Origin of the sequence: Nocardioides glacieisoli (genome assembly GCF_004137245.1) — a bacterium.
Classification (GTDB): Bacteria; Actinomycetota; Actinomycetes; order Propionibacteriales; family Nocardioidaceae; genus Nocardioides; species Nocardioides glacieisoli.
The window spans coordinates 253,563-268,976 of record NZ_SDWS01000005.1; the positions used below are offsets into that span (position 1 = coordinate 253,563).

Here is a 15,414-nt window from a genome sequence, read left to right on the forward strand (position 1 = left end):
CCACATGAACATGGTCGACTGGGACTTCGCGGTGACCGTCGGGTCCAGGCTGGCCGGACCGGGCCCGGTGGTGGCGGGCGACGAGGCCCTCGCCGCCGTCGCCGAGCTCCGCGAGGGAGCCGACCGCTCGACCCCGCTCGTCCAGGAGTTCACCGGCCTGCGCACCGAGTCCGGCACCGCTCCGGTCCTCGTCGTCGACCGCGGCGGCTGGATCCAGGCCAACGCCGACGGCTTCTCGAAGATCCTCGCGCCGATCGTCGACAAGCTCGTCGAGAAGAAGGGTGAGCCCGGCCCTGTCGCGAGCGCGATCGGCTCGCGGGTGACCGGCGCCGAGGTCGGCCTGATGCTGGGCTTCCTCGGCACCAAGGTGCTGGGCCAGTTCGACCCGTTCCACGACCCGAGCGGCCGCCTGCTCCTCGTCGCCCCCAACATCGTCCACACCGAGCGCGAGATCGGCGCCGACCCGACCGACTTCCGGCTGTGGGTCTGCCTCCACGAGGAGACGCACCGCGTCCAGTTCACTGCGAACCCCTGGCTCGGCGAGCACCTGCTCGCCCAGATGAACGAGGTCGCCGGCACGATCGAGCCCAGCGCCCTCGTCGACGGCCTGCGCCGCGGCGCGGAGGCGATCCGCAGCGGGGACGGCAGCGTCCTCGACATGGTCTCGTCGCCGGAGCAGAAGGAGATCCTCGACCGGGTCACCGGCGTGATGTCGCTGCTCGAGGGTCACGCCGACGTCGTGATGGACGGCGTCGGACCGACCGTCATCCCGTCGGTCGCGCAGATCCGCAAGAAGTTCAACCAGCGTCGCCAGGGCGTCGGCACCCTCGACAAGCTGCTGCGTCGCCTGCTCGGCCTCGACGCCAAGATGGCGCAGTACCGCGACGGGGCCGTCTTCGTCCGCCACGTCGTCGACAAGGTCGGCATGGACGACTTCAACGCCGTCTGGAGCGGGCCCGAGACACTCCCGTCGAAGGCCGAGATCACCGACCCCGACGCCTGGATCACCCGCGTCCTGTGACGCTCCACCCGTCCGTCGCCGCGGTCCGGGTGCCGGTCCGCGCCACCCTGTCCGCGCTCGACCCCGGTGATGTCGTGGCGGTGGCGTGCAGCGGCGGCGCCGACTCGCTGGCGCTCGCCTCGGCAGCGGTCTTCGAGGGCCACAAGCTCGGCCTGCGGGTCGTCGGTGTCACGGTCGACCACGCCCTCCAGCCCGGGTCCGCGGGGCAGGCCGACCGCGTCGTGACCCAGCTCGCGACGATCGGCGTCGACGAGACGCTGACCGCCCGCGTGCAGGTCGACGGCTCCTCGGGCCTCGGCCCCGAGGCCGCCGCCCGGGAGGCGAGGTACGCCGTCCTGGAGGAGGTGGCCGACCGGCTCTCCGCCCGCCTCGTGCTGCTCGGGCACACGCTCGACGACCAGGCCGAGACGGTGCTGCTCGGCCTCACCCGCGGCTCGGGCGGGAGGTCGCTCCAGGGGATGCGCCCCGCCTTCGGCGTCTTCGCGCGCCCGCTGCTCGGCGTACGCCGTGACGACACCGTGACCGCCTGCCAGGTCGAGGGCCTCGAGGCATGGGACGACCCGCACAACGACGACCCCGGCTACACCCGCGTGCGCGTACGCCGCCGGGTGCTGCCGGTCCTCGAGGACGAGCTCGGGCCGGGGATCGCCGAGGCGCTCGCCCGCACGGCCGACCAGCTCCGCGACGACACCGCCCTGCTCAACGAGCTCGCCACGGCAGCGCTCGACGCCGCTCGTCGGCCCGAAGGCCTCGACGTCGAGGTCCTCGCCGCCCAGCCCCCCGCGCTGCGCCACCGGGCGATCCACGCGGCCGCCCTCGGCGCCGGCGTACCCCCCGCCGAGCTGACCCGCCGCCACGTGCTGGAGGTCGACCGCCTCGTCGTCGCCTGGCGCGGCCAGCAGTGGGTCGACCTGCCCGGCCATGTCCGTGCCCTGCGCCGCGACGGCCTGCTGGTGATCGAGGGCTCCTGAGGGTCCGGCCCGATGGATTTCCACTCGTAGGAGTGGAACTCCATCTCGGCCCGAGCGTGCAAGGACGACCCACCCGATGAACTTCCACTCGTGAGAGTGGAACTCCATCGGCGGCTGACTGGGAGCGTGCGCGCAGCCTGTGGATGACGTACGACGTCGAGGCCCCGCGCCCGGCACCCTGAGCTGGTGCACCACCGACGTCCGTTCAACCCACGCGAGCCGTTCCCTCGGTTCCGAGCCCTGCAGGCTGGGCTGCCGCGAGCCACGGTCGACTCGCCCGCCTTCCGACGTCTGCTCCACGGGATCATCGTCGATGCCGACGTGCCCGACTCGGCCGTGCTCCGCGTCAAGGCCGCGCTTGCCTGCTACTTCGACAGTGCCCACGCCAGTCATGCCTCGGCGGCCCGCGTCTGGCGGGTGCCGGTGCAGACGCGGCCGGGCGAGCACGTCACGGTCCCCGACGAAGGGCACCGGCTCCGGCGCACCGGCGTCACGACGCACCATCGGGCCGACGCCGCGACGGTCGTACGCGACGGGGTGCGGGTGTCCGTCCTGGTGGACCTGTTCGTCGAGCTGGCCGAGGAGCTCTCGCTGGTGGAGCTCGTCGTAGCCGGCGACTGGATGGTCCGACGCCAGGGCGTGCGGCTGAAGGACCTGCGCCGGGTGGCGATGCGAGCGACAGGGCCGACCGCGCGGCTGGCTCGGAAGGCGGCGCTCCACGTCCGGGCCGGGGTCGACTCGCCGATGGAGTCGCGGCTGCGGATGCTGATCGTGCTCGCGGGGCTGCCCGAGCCCGTCGTGAATGCGACGGTCCGTGACGTCGACGGGGAGGTCGTCCGCCGCTTCGACCTCAGCTGGCCCGATGTTCGCGTGATCGTCGAGTACGACGGGCGCCACCACGTCGAGCGCGTCGAGCAGTGGGAGGCCGACCTCGATCGCCGCGAGGAGATCGACGACGAGGGGTGGCGGATCCTCGTCGTGGTCGCCTCCGGCATATACACCGATCCCGCGCGCACGGTCCGACGCATCTTCCACCTGCTGCGCGCCCGCGGTCTCGAGGGCCTGCCCGACTGGCCGAGCGAGGACTGGCGTCCACACTTCCCCGGCAGGCTCGCTGCCTGAAGGTCCACCCGTACGAGTGGAAGTTCATCCGCCCGCGAGCGTGAGGCCACCGGTCGACGGATGAACTCCCACGCGTACGAGTGGAAATCCATCGAGGCGGGGCGGACGACTCCCGGACCGAGCCCTAGGCTGCAGCCCATGGACTCGTCCCACGTGGAGCACGACCTGGTCAACATCCTCTTCACCGAGGCGCAGATCCAGCAGCGGCTGGGCGAGATGGCGCTCCAGATCACCGAGGACTACGAGGGCCGCGACCTGCTCGTCGTGGGCGTGCTGCGCGGTGCGGTGATGGTGATGGCCGACCTGGCGCGGGCGATGCCGGTCCACCTCGAGATGGACTGGATGGCGGTCAGCTCCTACGGCTCGGGCACGAAGTCGAGCGGTGTCGTGCGGATCCTCAAGGACCTCGACACCGACATCAGCGGGCGCGACGTGCTGATCGTCGACGAGATCATCGACACCGGCCTGACGCTCAGCTGGCTGGTCAACAACCTCTCGAGCCGCAACCCCGCCAGCGTCGAGATCGCGACCCTGCTGCGCAAGCCCGAGGCGCTGTCGATGCCCGTCGAGCCGAAGTACGTCGGCTGGGACATCCCCAACGAGTTCGTCGTCGGCTACGGCCTGGACTACCGCGAGCGCTACCGCAACCTGCGCGACATCGGCACCCTCGCCCCCCACGTCTACTCCTGAGGAAACCCGAAGAGGCCCCCGCCGCTTCACCCCTCCTGAAAGAATGTGGGTCCGCGCGGCCTGTAGCGTCGCCCCACCAACTCCGAACCGGTGAAAGTTACCTGTGAAGCGCATATTCAAGGGTCCCTGGCTGTGGATCGTCCTCTCCGCCTTCGCGGTGCTGCTGGCGATCCAGCTGTTCGCTCCCAGTGACGGCTACGACGAGGTCAACACCTCGACCCTCTCGAAGTACATCGCCGACGGCGACGTGAAGAAGATCGAGATCAACGGCGTCGACTTCGAGGCGCGTGCCGAGCTCGACGACGGGGTCCGGGACGACGGCAACAAGGTCGTCGCGTCCTACGTCGCCGGCCAGGAGGAGACCCTCGTGGCCTCCGTCCAGGAGCAGGTCGACGCGGGCACCATCGAGTCCTACAAGTCGGAGACCCCGAGCCCCAGCTTCATCGGGTCGCTGCTGGCGACGCTCCTGCCCTTCGCGCTGATCATCCTGCTGTTCATCTTCCTGATGAACCAGGCCCAGGGCGGTGGCGGCCGCGGCGTCATGCAGTTCGGCAAGTCCAAGGCCAAGCTGATCACCAAGGACATGCCGAAGACGACGTTCAGCGACGTCGCCGGCTGCGAGGAGGCGATCGAGGAGCTCGGCGAGATCAAGGAGTTCCTCACCGACCCGGCCAAGTTCCAGGCCGTCGGCGCGAAGATCCCCAAGGGCGTCCTGCTCTACGGCCCGCCCGGCACCGGCAAGACGCTGCTCGCCCGCGCGGTCGCGGGTGAGGCGGGCGTCCCGTTCTACTCGATCTCCGGCTCCGACTTCGTCGAGATGTTCGTCGGTGTTGGTGCGTCCCGCGTGCGCGACCTGTTCGAGCAGGCCAAGGAGAACCCTCCGGCCATTGTCTTCATCGACGAGATCGACGCCGTCGGCCGCCACCGCGGGGCCGGCATGGGCGGCGGGCACGACGAGCGCGAGCAGACGCTCAACCAGCTGCTCGTCGAGATGGACGGCTTCGACGTCCGCGGTGGCGTCATCCTCATCGCGGCCACCAACCGTCCCGACGTGCTCGACCCCGCGCTGCTGCGGCCGGGCCGCTTCGACCGCCAGGTGCAGGTCGACGCCCCCGACCTCAACGGTCGCCACCAGATCCTCAAGGTGCACTCGCGCGGCAAGCCGATCGCCCAGGACATCGACCTGCTGAGCATCGCCCGGCGCACGCCCGGCTTCACCGGTGCCGACCTGGCCAACGTGCTCAACGAGGCCGCGCTCCTCACGGCCCGCGGCAACCAGAAGCTGATCACCGACGAGACCCTCGACGAGGCGATCGACCGCGTCATCGCCGGTCCGCAGCGGCGTACGCGCCTGATGAGCGAGCGCGAGAAGCTCATCACCGCCTACCACGAGGGCGGCCACGCGCTGGTCGCCGCGGCGCTGCCCGGCACCGACCCGGTGCACAAGGTCACGATCCTGCCGCGTGGTCGCGCGCTGGGCTACACGATGGTGCTGCCCGACCGCGACAAGTACTCCCAGACGCGTAGCGAGATGCTCGACAACCTCGCCTACATGCTCGGCGGGATGGCCGCGGAGGCGCTGATCTTCCACGACGTCACCTCCGGTGCCGGCAACGACATCGAGAAGGCGACCAACCTGGCGCGCGCGATGGTGACGCAGTACGGCATGACCGAGCGCCTCGGCGCCGTCAAGCTCGGCGACAGCAACTCCGAGCCGTTCCTGGGCCGCGACATGGGCCACACGCGCAACTACTCCGAGGAGACCGCCGCCGCGGTCGACGGCGAGATCAAGGCGCTGCTCGGCCACGCCCACCAGGAGGCGTTCGAGATCCTCGACCGCAACCGCGACGTGCTCGACGCGCTCGTGCTCGAGCTCCTCGACAAGGAGACGCTCGACAAGGCCGAGATCGCCGAGATCTTCGAGGCGCTGCGGATGAGCCCGGCCCGTCCGTCGTGGACCGGCTCGCCCGACCGGGTCGGCTCGACGATCCCGCCGGTCGACATCCCGCAGGAGATCCGCGACCGCGTGACCGCCGGCGCGGCCGCCCAGGAGGAGGAGACCCGCAGCGGTGTCATCCTGACTCCGCCGGGTGCCGGTGGCGACGTCCACGGCGCGCCGGATGTGCACCCCGACACCCCGACGCCTCCGTCCCCGGACTCCCCGTGACCGACCCGATCACCGTGCCGGAGCGTCCGGTCGAGGACGTGCCCGAGTTCGACCACGCGCGCGCCGAGGCGGCCGTCCGCGAGCTGCTGGCCGCGATCGGCGAGGACCCCGACCGTGAGGGCCTGCGGGACACGCCGGCGCGGGTCGCGAGGGCGTACGCCGAGCTGACGCAGGGCCTGCGCCAGACCGCGCAGGAGGTGCTCACCACCACCTTCGACCTCGGCCACGACGAGATGGTGCTCGTCCGCGACATCGAGCTGTGGTCGATGTGCGAGCACCACCTGGTGCCGTTCACAGGGGTGGCGCACGTCGGCTACATCCCCGCCGACACGGGCAAGATCACCGGGCTCTCCAAGCTCGCCCGGCTCGTCGACGTCTACGCCAAGCGTCCGCAGGTGCAGGAGCGGCTGACCACCCAGGTCGCCGACTCGCTCATGGAGATCCTCGGGGCCCGCGGGGTGATCGTGGTGATCGAGGCCGAGCACCTCTGCATGACGATGCGCGGCGTGAAGAAGGCCGGCGCCCGGACGATCACCTCGGCCGTGCGTGGCTCCTTCCTCACGCACCAGGCCACCCGCGCAGAGGCGATGGCTCTGATCCACTCCGGCACCAGGTGACCGTGGCCCTCCGGCCCCCGTCGCCCCGGGTCATGGGGATCGTCAACGTCACTCCCGACTCCTTCTCCGACGGCGGACGCTTCGCCACCACCGAGGCCGCCGTCGCCCACGGCATGCTCCTGGTCGGCCAGGGTGCGGACCTGCTGGACATCGGTGGCGAGTCCACCCGTCCCGGCGCGGTCCGGCCCGTCGTCGGCGACGAGCTCGACCGGGTCGTGCCCGTCATCCGCGAGCTCGTCGCGGCCGGCGCGGTCGTCTCGGTCGACACGATGCGGGCCGAGGTCGCGGCGGCCGCTCTCGAGGCGGGCGCCGTGGTCGTCAACGACGTCTCCGGCGGCCTCGCCGACCCGGCCATCCTCGACGTCGTCGCCGCGAGCGGCGCGACCTACGTCGCGATGCACTGGCGGGCCCACGCCGACCGGATGCGCGACTTCTCCGACTACGAGCCCGACGGCGTCGTCGCGTCCGTACGCCGTGAGCTGGGCGAGCGGCTCGCCGCGGCCGAGGCCGCCGGCATCCCGCGCGAGCGGATCGTGCTCGACCCCGGGCTGGGGTTCGCCAAGACGCCGACCCACAACTGGGAGCTGCTGCGCGCGCTCGACGAGCTCGCCGCGCTGGGGTGTCCGCTGCTCGTCGGGGCGAGCCGGAAGTCCTTCCTCGGCACCCTGCTGTCCGACGACGACGGCCCGCGGTCGGTCGACGAACGCGAGCACGCGCACGCGGCGCTGGTGGCGCTCCTGGCCTCGCAGGGTGTCGACTACCTGCGCGTGCACGACGTACGCGCCACTCGCGACGCCCTTGCGGTCGTCGCTGCGATGGAGGATCTATGACCGACGAGCTCGCCGTGACGGGCATCGAGTGCTTCGCTCACCACGGCGTCTTCGACTTCGAGAAGCGTGAAGGACAGGTCTTCGTCGTCGACCTCGTGCTCGGCATCGACACCCGCCCCGCGGCGGCGTCGGACGACCTCGAGCACACCGTGAACTACGGCACGTTGGCGCTCGACGTGAAGGCCGCGGTGGAGCGCGATCCGGTCGACCTGATAGAAACCGTGGTCCAGCGCATCGCCGATGTGTGCCTGTTGGACAGTCGTGTTGAATGGACGCGAGTCACGCTCCACAAGCCTGATGCACCCATCGACGCGACGTACTCGGACGTCGCGCTGACGATCACCAGAACGCGAGGCAACGCTCATGACTGAGACCCCCAATCCCAACATCGTGGACACCGACTCACTCACCGGCGAGATGCATCCGATCCGTCGGGTGGTCCTCTCCCTCGGCTCCAACCTCGGGGAGCGGCTGGCGTCGCTCCAGGGCGCGGTCGACGCGCTCGCCGACACCCCCGACTTCTTCGTCACCGGCGTCTCGCCGGTCTACGAGACCGACCCCGTCGACAGCCCGGAGGGCGCTGGCCCGTTCCTCAACGCGGTGCTCCTGGCCGACACCACGCTGCCGGCGGCGCGCCTCATGGAGCGCGCGCTGGCCGTCGAGGACGCCTTCGAGCGCGAGCGCAGCGACGTGCAGAACGCGCCGCGCACCCTCGACGTGGACCTGATCGTCGTCGGCGACCGCCGCTCCAACGAGGACTTCCTGCGCCTGCCGCACCCACGGGCCCACGAGCGCGCGTTCGTCCTCCAGCCGTGGCACGACCTCGAACCCGACGCCGTCTTCCCCGACCGTGGTCCGATCAGCGAGCTGCTGTCCGCGACCGACTCGACGGGCGTCCGGAAGCGCGAGGACATCGCGCTCGACGTCAATTGAGCGAGTCCCCTCCGGAGGAGCCTCCGGAGCCGCGGGGTTCGCTCCACCCCACCTCGGCGCGCGCTCTCACGGTGTGCGCCGTCGTCGGGCTGGTCGGGGGCTGGGCCATCCACCCGGTGCTGAGCAGCGTCACCGGCCGCCCGCCACTCGTGTCGTGGACGCAGGCGCTCGCCGTCGTGCTCGTCGCCGTGATCATGGGCTTCCTGGCCTGGCAGACCTGGCAGACCGTTCAGGTGCGCGGTGAGCGCCTCGAGCTGCACCAGGCGATGAACCGGCTGGTCCTCGCCCGCGCGTGCGCCCTCGGCGGCACGCTCATCGCCGCCGGCTACGTCGGGTACGCCGTCAGCTGGCTCGGCGACGCGTCCCAGTACGCCGACCGCTGGATGCTCCGCTCGGCGGTTGCGGCCCTCGGCGGGGCCGGCGTGGCGCTCGCCTCCCTCGCCCTCGAGCGTGCGTGTCGCACGGACGGGGGTCGGCCGCGGCCCTAGTCTGACCGCATGCCTTCCCAGCAGCCCCAGCAGTCACAGGCGTCACGTACGCCCGCTCGCCGGCGCCAGCGCAGCACACGCCTGGTCGTCGCCATCGCCCTGCTCGCGGTCGCTGCCGCGATCGTGCTCGGCGCCCTTGCCTCGTCCTCCTCCCTCTTCACGGCGGTCGCCGCCGTCCTGGCCGTCCTGGCCGGTGCCGCCGCGACCCGCATCACCCACTCCGAGCTGATGGCCGCCCGGGTCGAGGCCGCGCAGGACCGCGCCGTCCAGGCCCAGGAGTACCGCGCCCTCACCGAGCGTCGTACGAACGAGTCGGCAGCCTTCGCCGCCGACATGCGCCGCAAGATCTCCGAGCGCGAGGAGGCCATCGACGTCCTCGAGCGTGCCCTCTCCTCCGCCCAGAAGAACGCCGCCGAGCAGTCCCTGAAGCGCACCCAGGAGTCCCGTCGTGCCGACGCCGCCGATCGTGGCCGTGAGGTCGCCGAGCGCGGTCGCGACGCCGCCGACGGCCGCGCCGCCGAGGCGATCGTCGCGGTCGCCGAGCTCGAGGCCGAGCTCGACGTGCTGCGTGCCGAGGTGGACTCGCTCCGCGCCGCCGCGGCCCGCCGGGACCACCGCAGCGCCTGATCGCACCTAGCCCGACCACCCGAGCGGTGGTCCACCCACATTCCTGACTCCGGGAACGTGGGTGGACCACCGCTCGTGCGCGTGTCGGAGCTGGGCGCGCCCGGTGGCGGTGGCCCAGCCACCTTCGGGACGTACGAACTGTCGCTGGACCACCGCTCCCGTGCGACCCCGAGCCGCGTGCGGAAGAATGACCGACCGTGATCCCCGACGACAACCGGTTCGAGAGCGACCCCGCCGACCTGCTGCCGCCGGACCCCGGGCTGCCGGAGGGCTGGAGCGCCGAGGCGCCCGACGGCGCCGACCCGGGCACCGTCGAGCGGCTCACCGAGCTGCTCCGTGCCCACGAGCGAGCCGGTCGTGGCTGGGCGAGCGCCGGTGAGGACGACGTGCTCGTCGAGGTCTCCGGGCTGACGACGCGCGAGAACCTCGTCGTCCGCGATCCCGAGGGCCGGATCCAGGCCTGGGGCAGCGTCCACGACCGGGCCGAGGGCCGGATGCTCTTCGTCCACGTCGTCGACCGCGAGATCGACGAGCGGCTGGCCGATCGCTGCAGCGACGTGCTGTTCGAGTGGGCCGAGGCGCAGGCGCGGTCCGTCGGGGCGGCGCGCGGCCTGGCGGTGCAGCAGATCGACACCGGTGCCTTCGCCGACGACGAGCGCCAGCACGGCTGGCTGGCCGACGCCGGCTTCGACCGCGTACGCACGTGGTGGCAGATGAGCCGCTCGGTCGAGGCCGCGGAGGCCGAGCTCGTCCCCGACCCGACGCGGTGGGAGCGCAACGGCGTGGTCTTCCGGCTCGTCGAGCGCCAGGGGGACGGCCTGCCCGACGTGGCCGACCTGCGCGCGGTGCACGACGTGCTCGAGGGCGCCTTCACCGACCACTTCAACTCCGCCGAGGAGACCTTCCACGAGTTCATCCACCGGCTCCGCGAGGACCCCGGCCACCGCTGGGACCACTGGTGGATCGCCGAGATCATCGACGGGGGAGGGGCCGAGCCGGCCGGTGCCCTCGTCGGCACGGTCAGCGAGTCGGCCACCGGGCCCGACGGGTCCTACGTCTCCTACCTCGGCGTCCTCGAGTCCGCCCGCGGCCGCGGCGTGGCCACCGGCCTGCTGCGCACGATCATCGCCGACGCCGCCTCCCGCGACCGGGACCGCGTCGGCCTCGAGGTCGACGCCGACTCACCCACCGGCGCCGACGGCCTCTACACCTCGATGGGCTGGGGCACGAAGTACGTCACGGAGTCCTGGCACCGGGACGTCACGGTCTAGCGGAGCGACTCCCGCAGCGCCCGGTGCACCCCTGCCGGAGTGAGTACGCCGACGAACGTCGGGCCGCGACGCACCCCGACCATCGGCTTGTCGTCACGCAGCATCGCGGCGAGGGCGTCCTCGAGCGAGGAGTCGATGTCGATCGCCGAGCCCAGGTCGCCGGTGTTGACGCCGTCGAGCGGCTCGAGGTGCTCCTCGCGGAGCCGGGTGACGGTCAGCGTCCGCAGGCCGCCCGCACCGACGAAGTCCGCGACCTGCTCGTCGGCCGGGTGGGCGAGGAGGTCGGCCGGGGTGGCGTACTGGCTGAGCACGCCGCCGCCCGCGAACACCGCCACCCGGTCACCCATCCGGATCGCCTCGTCGATGTCGTGGGTCACCAGCACCACGGTCTTGCCGAGCTCGGCCTGGAGCCGGCGGAACTCGTCCTGCAGCCGGCCGCGCACGACCGGGTCGACGGCGCCGAAGGGCTCGTCCATCAGCAGCACGGGCGGGTTCGCGGCCAGTGCGCGGGCGACGCCGACGCGCTGGCGCTGACCACCGGAGAGCTCGTGCGGGTAGCGACGGGCGTACTTGCTCGGGTCGAGCCCGACGGTGTCGAGCAGCTCGTGGGCGCGCTCGCGGGCAGTCGACTTCGACTCGCCGTAGAGCAGCGGCACCGTCATCACGTTCTGCTCGATGCGCTGGTGGGGAAACAGGCCGATCTGCTGGATGACGTAGCCGATGCCGCGGCGCAGCTCGACGGGGTCGGCGTCGGTGACGTCCTGGCCGTCGAGCCAGATGCGGCCGGTGGTCGGCTCGATCAACCGGTTGATCATCTTCAGCGTCGTGGACTTGCCGCACCCCGACGGACCGACGAGGCAGACCATCTCGCCGCGCGCGACATCGAGGTCGAGCTCGTGCACCGCGACCGTCCCGTCGGGGTAGGTCTTGCCCACACCTTCGAGCCTGATCATCGACTCGCCGCCCCGTGTAGCGTCCATGCGTGTGACCTTACTGGGAGCCGCCGAGGAGCCGAGCTGCTACAGCCGCCTCGTCAACGACTGGGTCTGCCTGGACTACGTGTCCGACCGGCAGCAGGAGATCGTCGACGCGACGGTCCAGCACATCGGCATCACCGTCGTCTCGGTCCTGGTCGGCCTCGCCATCGCCTTCCCCCTCGCGCTGCTCGCCCGCCGGCTGCCGCGCCTGGAGTCCACGATCCTCGCCGTCACCACCGGCATCTACACGGTGCCGTCGCTGGCGCTGTTCCCGCTGCTGTCCCGTTCACCGGGCTCACGGCGACCACGGTCGTGATCGGGCTGGCCCTCTACGCGCTGACGATCCTCGTGCGCAGCCTGCTCGAGGGCCTGCGCTCGGTGCCGGACGACGTACGTGAGTCGGCGACGGGCCTCGGCTACGGCCGCGGGCAGCTGCTCCTCAAGGTCGAGCTGCCGCTGGCGCTGCCGGTCGTGATGGCCGGCCTGCGGGTCGCCACCGTCTCGACGGTCGCGCTGACGACGGTCGGGTCGCTGGTGGCCTACGGCGGCCTCGGGAACCTGATCAAGGACGGCGTGCTGACGAACTTCCGCGCCGAGCTCTTCACCGCATCCCTGCTGTGCGTGGTCCTCGCCTTCGTGCTCGACGCGCTGCTGGTGCTGGCCCAACGGATGCTCACCCCCTGGACGAGGGGAGTGCGCGCATGAGGGTCTTCGCCGACATGTGGGCCTACCTGTCCGACGGCGCCAACTGGTCGGGCAGCGACGGGATCGCCGCGCTCCTGGGCCAGCAGCTGCTGCTCACGGTCACCGCGCTGCTGATGGCGATGGTCATCGGGCTCCCGATCGCGCTGTGGCTCGGCCACCTCGGCCGCGGCGGCTTCCTCGCGATCAACATCTCCAACGTCGGCCGCGCCATCCCGACCTTCGCGCTGCTCGCGCTCCTGGTCGTCGCGCCGTGGCCGGGCACCGACCAGCTCGGCCCCTACGGCCGTGCCGGCCTCGCGACCCTCCTCGCGCTGACGCTCTTCGCGCTGCCACCCATCATCACCAACTCCTACGTCGCCATGCGCGAGGTCGCGCCCGACGTGCGGGAGGCCGCCCGGGGGATGGGGATGACGGGGCCGCAGCGCTTCTGGCGGGTCGAGCTCCCGCTGGGCCTGCCGCTCGTGGTGTCCGGGCTCCGGCTGGCGCTGGTGCAGGTGTGGGCCACCGCGACGATCGCCGCGCTCGTCGCGGGACCGGGTCTCGGGCAGATCATCACGGACGGCTTCTTCCGCTCCAACTACGGCAAGGGCATCGCCGGCGCACTCGTGGTCGCAGCCGTCGCGCTGGTCCTCGAGCTGCTCGCCGCGCTGGTGCAGAGGGCGGTCGACCCGTCGCGTCGCGGCACCCCTTCAGGTGGTCACACGGACGCGTTGTCGGTGACCGGGGCTACCGTTGACCCGCCCGCCGAATCCGTCGGCTGACACGCTCATCCGGACACGCGCAGCCACGCTGCGGGACACAGAAGGAACATCATGCACCTGTCACGCACGCTGGCCGCGGTCCTCGCAGCCGGCGCACTCGCCCTCACCGGCTGCGCCGGTGACGACCTCCCCAGCGACAACGCCTCCGACGACTCGAGCTCCTCGGGCGGCGGGGACAAGGGGTCGGTGACCATCGCCGGCCAGAACTTCCCCGAGGCCACGCTCGTCGCCTCGATGTACGAGCAGCTGCTCGAGGACGCCGGCTACACCGTCGAGACCAAGCTCGTCGACTCCCGCGACGCCTACATGCCGACGTTCCCGGGTGACGTCGACATCGTCCCGGAATACGTCGGCGGCATCGTCAACTTCCTCAACAGCCAGGAGAACGGCGACTCCGCCGAGCCGTTCGAGGCCGGTGACGGCCAGCAGCTCGCCGACGACGGTGCCGACCTCCTCGAGGCCGCCGGGATCGAGCTGCTCGACATCTCTCCGGCCACCGACACCAACGCCTTCTTCGTCACCCAGGAGTACTCCGAGGCCGAGGGCGTCACCACGCTGTCCGACCTCGAGGGCAAGAGCGTCGTCCTGGCCGCGGCCCCCGACTGCGAGGGTCGCCTCGACTGCGAGGGCGGCCTGTCCGACGAGTACGGCATCGACGTCACCAAGGTGCTCGAGCTCGGCTACGCCTCCGACCAGACCTACCAGTCGGTGCTCGACGGCGAGTCCCAGCTGGGCGAGACCTCCACCACCGACGGCACCCTGGAGTCCCAGGGCCTGGTGGTCCTCGAGGACGACAAGGAGATCCAGCCCGCGCAGAACCTCGTGCCGGCCGTCTCCGCCGACTTCCTCGCCGACAACGAGGACGTCGCCGACATCCTCAACCCGCTGATGGCGGCGCTCACCACCGAGAACCTCACGGAGATGAACGGCCAGATGGCCGTCGACCGGGCCAAGCCCGAGGACGTCGCCCGTGAGTTCCTGGAGGCCGAGGGCCTGCTTTGATCTGACTGTTCACCATGGGATGTCGGTGAACCTGCACTTCCCCGGGTCAGTTGACCTGGGGAAGTGCTCATTTCCCGACATCCCATGGTGGCGCGGCGGGCGCGACGACATCAGACCTCGTGGTCCCGGAGTGCCAAGGCCTCCGGGGCCACGGTCGTCTCGTCGACCACCGAGTGCGGCACGGACAGCCGCCAGGCACCGGTCGCCACGTCCTGGGCCCGCGGGGCCGGCCCGTCGAGCGTCGCGACCCACTCCATCAGCGCGACCACCTCGGGCCGCCGGTCCTCGGCGACGAGCCAGCCCGCCAGCCGGTGCACGGGCGGCAGCCCGCTGTGCACGAGCGACCGGGTGCCCCAGAGCTCCAGCACGCCCGCGCGCAGCAGGCGCCACCACTCCTCCGGTGCACCCGGAACGAGCAGGAAGTAGCGCCACAGGTCGCCGGCGAGCACCCGGTCGACGAAGACCTCCTCGACCTCCGCCGAGCCGTAGGCCTGCACCGACGCGAGCGACTGCCGCTTGGTCTCCCAGCGGTCGGCGAGGTCCTGCACCGACGAGGCGCGGGTCTGGGTGATCGAGCCCTCGCGGATCCGCCAGTTGTAGACGACCTCGTCGAGCACGTCGAACGACCCGCGCAGGAACGACCGCGTCGTCGTCGGCTGGTCCTCGTAGCGCACGCCCTCCGGCCACTCGAGCCCTGCGTCGTCCCAGAACCCCCGCCGCCAGACCTTGTTCCACGCGAACACGTCGCCGAGGATCTCGGGCCGGTCGTCGATCCGCGCGCCACGGAGCGGTCGGTGGAGCCGGCGCATCCAGGGCGGCTCGACCAGCCCGTCCGCCTCCCAGAGCACGATCGAGCCGGTCGCGAAGTCGGAGCCCGACCCCTCGAGCGCGCCCACGAGGTCGGCGTACGCCGTGGGCGGGAGGACGTCGTCGGAGTCGAGGAAGGCGAGGTAGTCGCCCCGGACGTGCTGCATCCCGAGGTTGCGCGCGGCGCCGAGCCCGCCGTTGACGGAGTGGATGACGCTGATCCGGTTGTCACGGTGCGCCCACTCGTCGGCGATCTCGCCGGTGCGGTCGGTCGAGCCGTCGTCGACGATGACCGCCTCCCACCGGCGGTGGGTCTGCGCGAGCAGCGAGCGGACGCAGTCGTCGAGGTAGTCCTCCACGCCCCACGCGGGGATCACCACGCCGAGGAGGGGAGCCCTGGAGAACAGCCGCTTCACGGTCCCCGA

General features: G+C 71.6%; 18 protein-coding genes. 16 read left to right on the forward strand and 2 right to left on the reverse strand.

Annotated elements, in window-relative coordinates:
- The first annotated feature begins 4 nt into the window (after window positions 1–4).
- The 12 genes from EUA06_RS12825 (at window position 5) to EUA06_RS12880 (ending at window position 10,737) form a co-directional block, all read left to right on the forward strand.
- Complete coding sequence (locus EUA06_RS12825) at window positions 5–1,021, forward strand: zinc-dependent metalloprotease (protein WP_340640792.1); 1,017 nt, start codon at window positions 5–7, stop codon at window positions 1,019–1,021.
- Window positions 1,018–1,992: a tRNA lysidine(34) synthetase TilS gene (gene tilS, locus EUA06_RS12830; protein WP_129476239.1), complete on the forward strand. Its 975-nt coding sequence runs from the start codon at window positions 1,018–1,020 to the stop codon at window positions 1,990–1,992. Before EUA06_RS12825 ends, tilS begins: the two co-directional genes overlap by 4 nt.
- A gap of 186 nt (window positions 1,993–2,178) precedes the next feature.
- Window positions 2,179–3,114, forward strand: coding sequence for a DUF559 domain-containing protein (locus EUA06_RS12835; RefSeq protein ID WP_129476242.1), 936 nt, complete (start codon window positions 2,179–2,181; stop codon window positions 3,112–3,114).
- Between the two features lie 138 nt (window positions 3,115–3,252).
- Window positions 3,253–3,804, forward strand: a complete 552-nt coding sequence (gene hpt / locus EUA06_RS12840; RefSeq protein ID WP_129476244.1) for a hypoxanthine phosphoribosyltransferase — start codon at window positions 3,253–3,255, stop codon at window positions 3,802–3,804.
- A gap of 103 nt (window positions 3,805–3,907) precedes the next feature.
- A complete protein-coding gene (ftsH, locus tag EUA06_RS12845) occupies window positions 3,908–5,971 on the forward strand; it encodes an ATP-dependent zinc metalloprotease FtsH (RefSeq protein WP_129476247.1) in 2,064 nt (687 codons plus the stop codon).
- A gap of 38 nt (window positions 5,972–6,009) precedes the next feature.
- Window positions 6,010–6,588 (forward strand): GTP cyclohydrolase I FolE, encoded by a 579-nt coding sequence (folE, locus tag EUA06_RS12850; protein ID WP_242498146.1) that lies wholly within the window; start codon window positions 6,010–6,012, stop codon window positions 6,586–6,588.
- Between the two features lie 32 nt (window positions 6,589–6,620).
- Window positions 6,621–7,418: a dihydropteroate synthase gene (gene folP, locus EUA06_RS12855; RefSeq protein ID WP_129476575.1), complete on the forward strand. Its 798-nt coding sequence runs from the start codon at window positions 6,621–6,623 to the stop codon at window positions 7,416–7,418.
- Complete coding sequence (folB, locus tag EUA06_RS12860; protein WP_129476253.1) at window positions 7,415–7,789, forward strand: dihydroneopterin aldolase; 375 nt, start codon at window positions 7,415–7,417, stop codon at window positions 7,787–7,789. The genes folP and folB overlap by 4 nt, the downstream gene beginning before the upstream one ends.
- Window positions 7,782–8,351: a 2-amino-4-hydroxy-6-hydroxymethyldihydropteridine diphosphokinase gene (gene folK / locus EUA06_RS12865; RefSeq protein WP_129476256.1), complete on the forward strand. Its 570-nt coding sequence runs from the start codon at window positions 7,782–7,784 to the stop codon at window positions 8,349–8,351. Before folB ends, folK begins: the two co-directional genes overlap by 8 nt.
- 71 nt (window positions 8,352–8,422) lie before the next feature.
- The gene (locus EUA06_RS12870) at window positions 8,423–8,839 is read left to right on the forward strand and encodes a DUF3180 domain-containing protein (RefSeq protein WP_242498130.1); all 417 of its coding nucleotides are present in this window, start codon (window positions 8,423–8,425) and stop codon (window positions 8,837–8,839) included.
- A 9-nt stretch (window positions 8,840–8,848) separates the two neighbouring features.
- On the forward strand, window positions 8,849–9,466 hold the full coding sequence (locus EUA06_RS12875) for a hypothetical protein (protein WP_129476262.1): 618 nt from the start codon (window positions 8,849–8,851) through the stop codon (window positions 9,464–9,466).
- Window positions 9,467–9,663: 197 nt separating this feature from the next.
- The gene (locus tag EUA06_RS12880) at window positions 9,664–10,737 is read left to right on the forward strand and encodes a GNAT family N-acetyltransferase (protein ID WP_207208335.1); all 1,074 of its coding nucleotides are present in this window, start codon (window positions 9,664–9,666) and stop codon (window positions 10,735–10,737) included.
- Here the strand turns inward: EUA06_RS12880 and EUA06_RS12885 are convergent.
- Window positions 10,734–11,717 carry an ABC transporter ATP-binding protein gene (locus EUA06_RS12885; RefSeq protein WP_422879753.1) on the reverse strand — a complete coding sequence of 328 codons (984 nt, stop codon included), beginning with the start codon at window positions 11,715–11,717 and terminating at the stop codon, window positions 10,734–10,736. The genes EUA06_RS12880 and EUA06_RS12885 overlap by 4 nt on opposite strands.
- Window positions 11,718–11,721: 4 nt before the next feature.
- On the opposite strand from EUA06_RS12885, the gene EUA06_RS22745 reads away from it, so the two are divergent.
- From EUA06_RS22745 to EUA06_RS12900, 4 genes are read left to right on the forward strand one after another with little or no spacing between them, the layout of a single operon-like run.
- Window positions 11,722–12,030 carry a hypothetical protein gene (locus EUA06_RS22745; protein WP_207208336.1) on the forward strand — a complete coding sequence of 103 codons (309 nt, stop codon included), beginning with the start codon at window positions 11,722–11,724 and terminating at the stop codon, window positions 12,028–12,030.
- Window positions 12,027–12,419: an ABC transporter permease gene (locus EUA06_RS22750; protein WP_207208337.1), complete on the forward strand. Its 393-nt coding sequence runs from the start codon at window positions 12,027–12,029 to the stop codon at window positions 12,417–12,419. Before EUA06_RS22745 ends, EUA06_RS22750 begins: the two co-directional genes overlap by 4 nt.
- Complete coding sequence (locus EUA06_RS12895; RefSeq protein WP_129476265.1) at window positions 12,416–13,180, forward strand: ABC transporter permease; 765 nt, start codon at window positions 12,416–12,418, stop codon at window positions 13,178–13,180. The genes EUA06_RS22750 and EUA06_RS12895 overlap by 4 nt, the downstream gene beginning before the upstream one ends.
- 51 nt (window positions 13,181–13,231) lie before the next feature.
- A complete protein-coding gene (locus EUA06_RS12900) occupies window positions 13,232–14,182 on the forward strand; it encodes an ABC transporter substrate-binding protein (RefSeq protein ID WP_129476268.1) in 951 nt (316 codons plus the stop codon).
- 110 nt (window positions 14,183–14,292) lie between these two features.
- On the opposite strand, the gene EUA06_RS12905 is transcribed toward EUA06_RS12900, so the two are convergent.
- Entirely contained in the window at window positions 14,293–15,405 is a 1,113-nt protein-coding gene (locus EUA06_RS12905) for a glycosyltransferase family 2 protein (protein WP_242498131.1), read from the reverse strand.
- Between the last annotated feature and the right edge of the window lie 9 nt (window positions 15,406–15,414).

What these genes read in the sequence shown, in the direction of transcription:
- EUA06_RS12825 (WP_340640792.1), top strand. Translation starts at nt 5, where the DNA reads ATGAACATGGTCGACTGGGACTTCGCGGTGACCGTCGGGTCCAGGCTG.
- hpt (WP_129476244.1), top strand. Translation starts at nt 3,253, where the DNA reads ATGGACTCGTCCCACGTGGAGCACGACCTGGTCAACATCCTCTTCACC.
- folP (WP_129476575.1), top strand. Translation starts at nt 6,621, where the DNA reads ATGGGGATCGTCAACGTCACTCCCGACTCCTTCTCCGACGGCGGACGC.
- folB (WP_129476253.1), top strand. Translation starts at nt 7,415, where the DNA reads ATGACCGACGAGCTCGCCGTGACGGGCATCGAGTGCTTCGCTCACCAC.
- folK (WP_129476256.1), top strand. Translation starts at nt 7,782, where the DNA reads ATGACTGAGACCCCCAATCCCAACATCGTGGACACCGACTCACTCACC.
- EUA06_RS12875 (WP_129476262.1), top strand. Translation starts at nt 8,849, where the DNA reads ATGCCTTCCCAGCAGCCCCAGCAGTCACAGGCGTCACGTACGCCCGCT.
- EUA06_RS12885 (WP_422879753.1), bottom strand. Translation starts at nt 11,717, where the DNA reads ATGGACGCTACACGGGGCGGCGAGTCGATGATCAGGCTCGAAGGTGTG.
- EUA06_RS12895 (WP_129476265.1), top strand. Translation starts at nt 12,416, where the DNA reads ATGAGGGTCTTCGCCGACATGTGGGCCTACCTGTCCGACGGCGCCAAC.
- EUA06_RS12900 (WP_129476268.1), top strand. Translation starts at nt 13,232, where the DNA reads ATGCACCTGTCACGCACGCTGGCCGCGGTCCTCGCAGCCGGCGCACTC.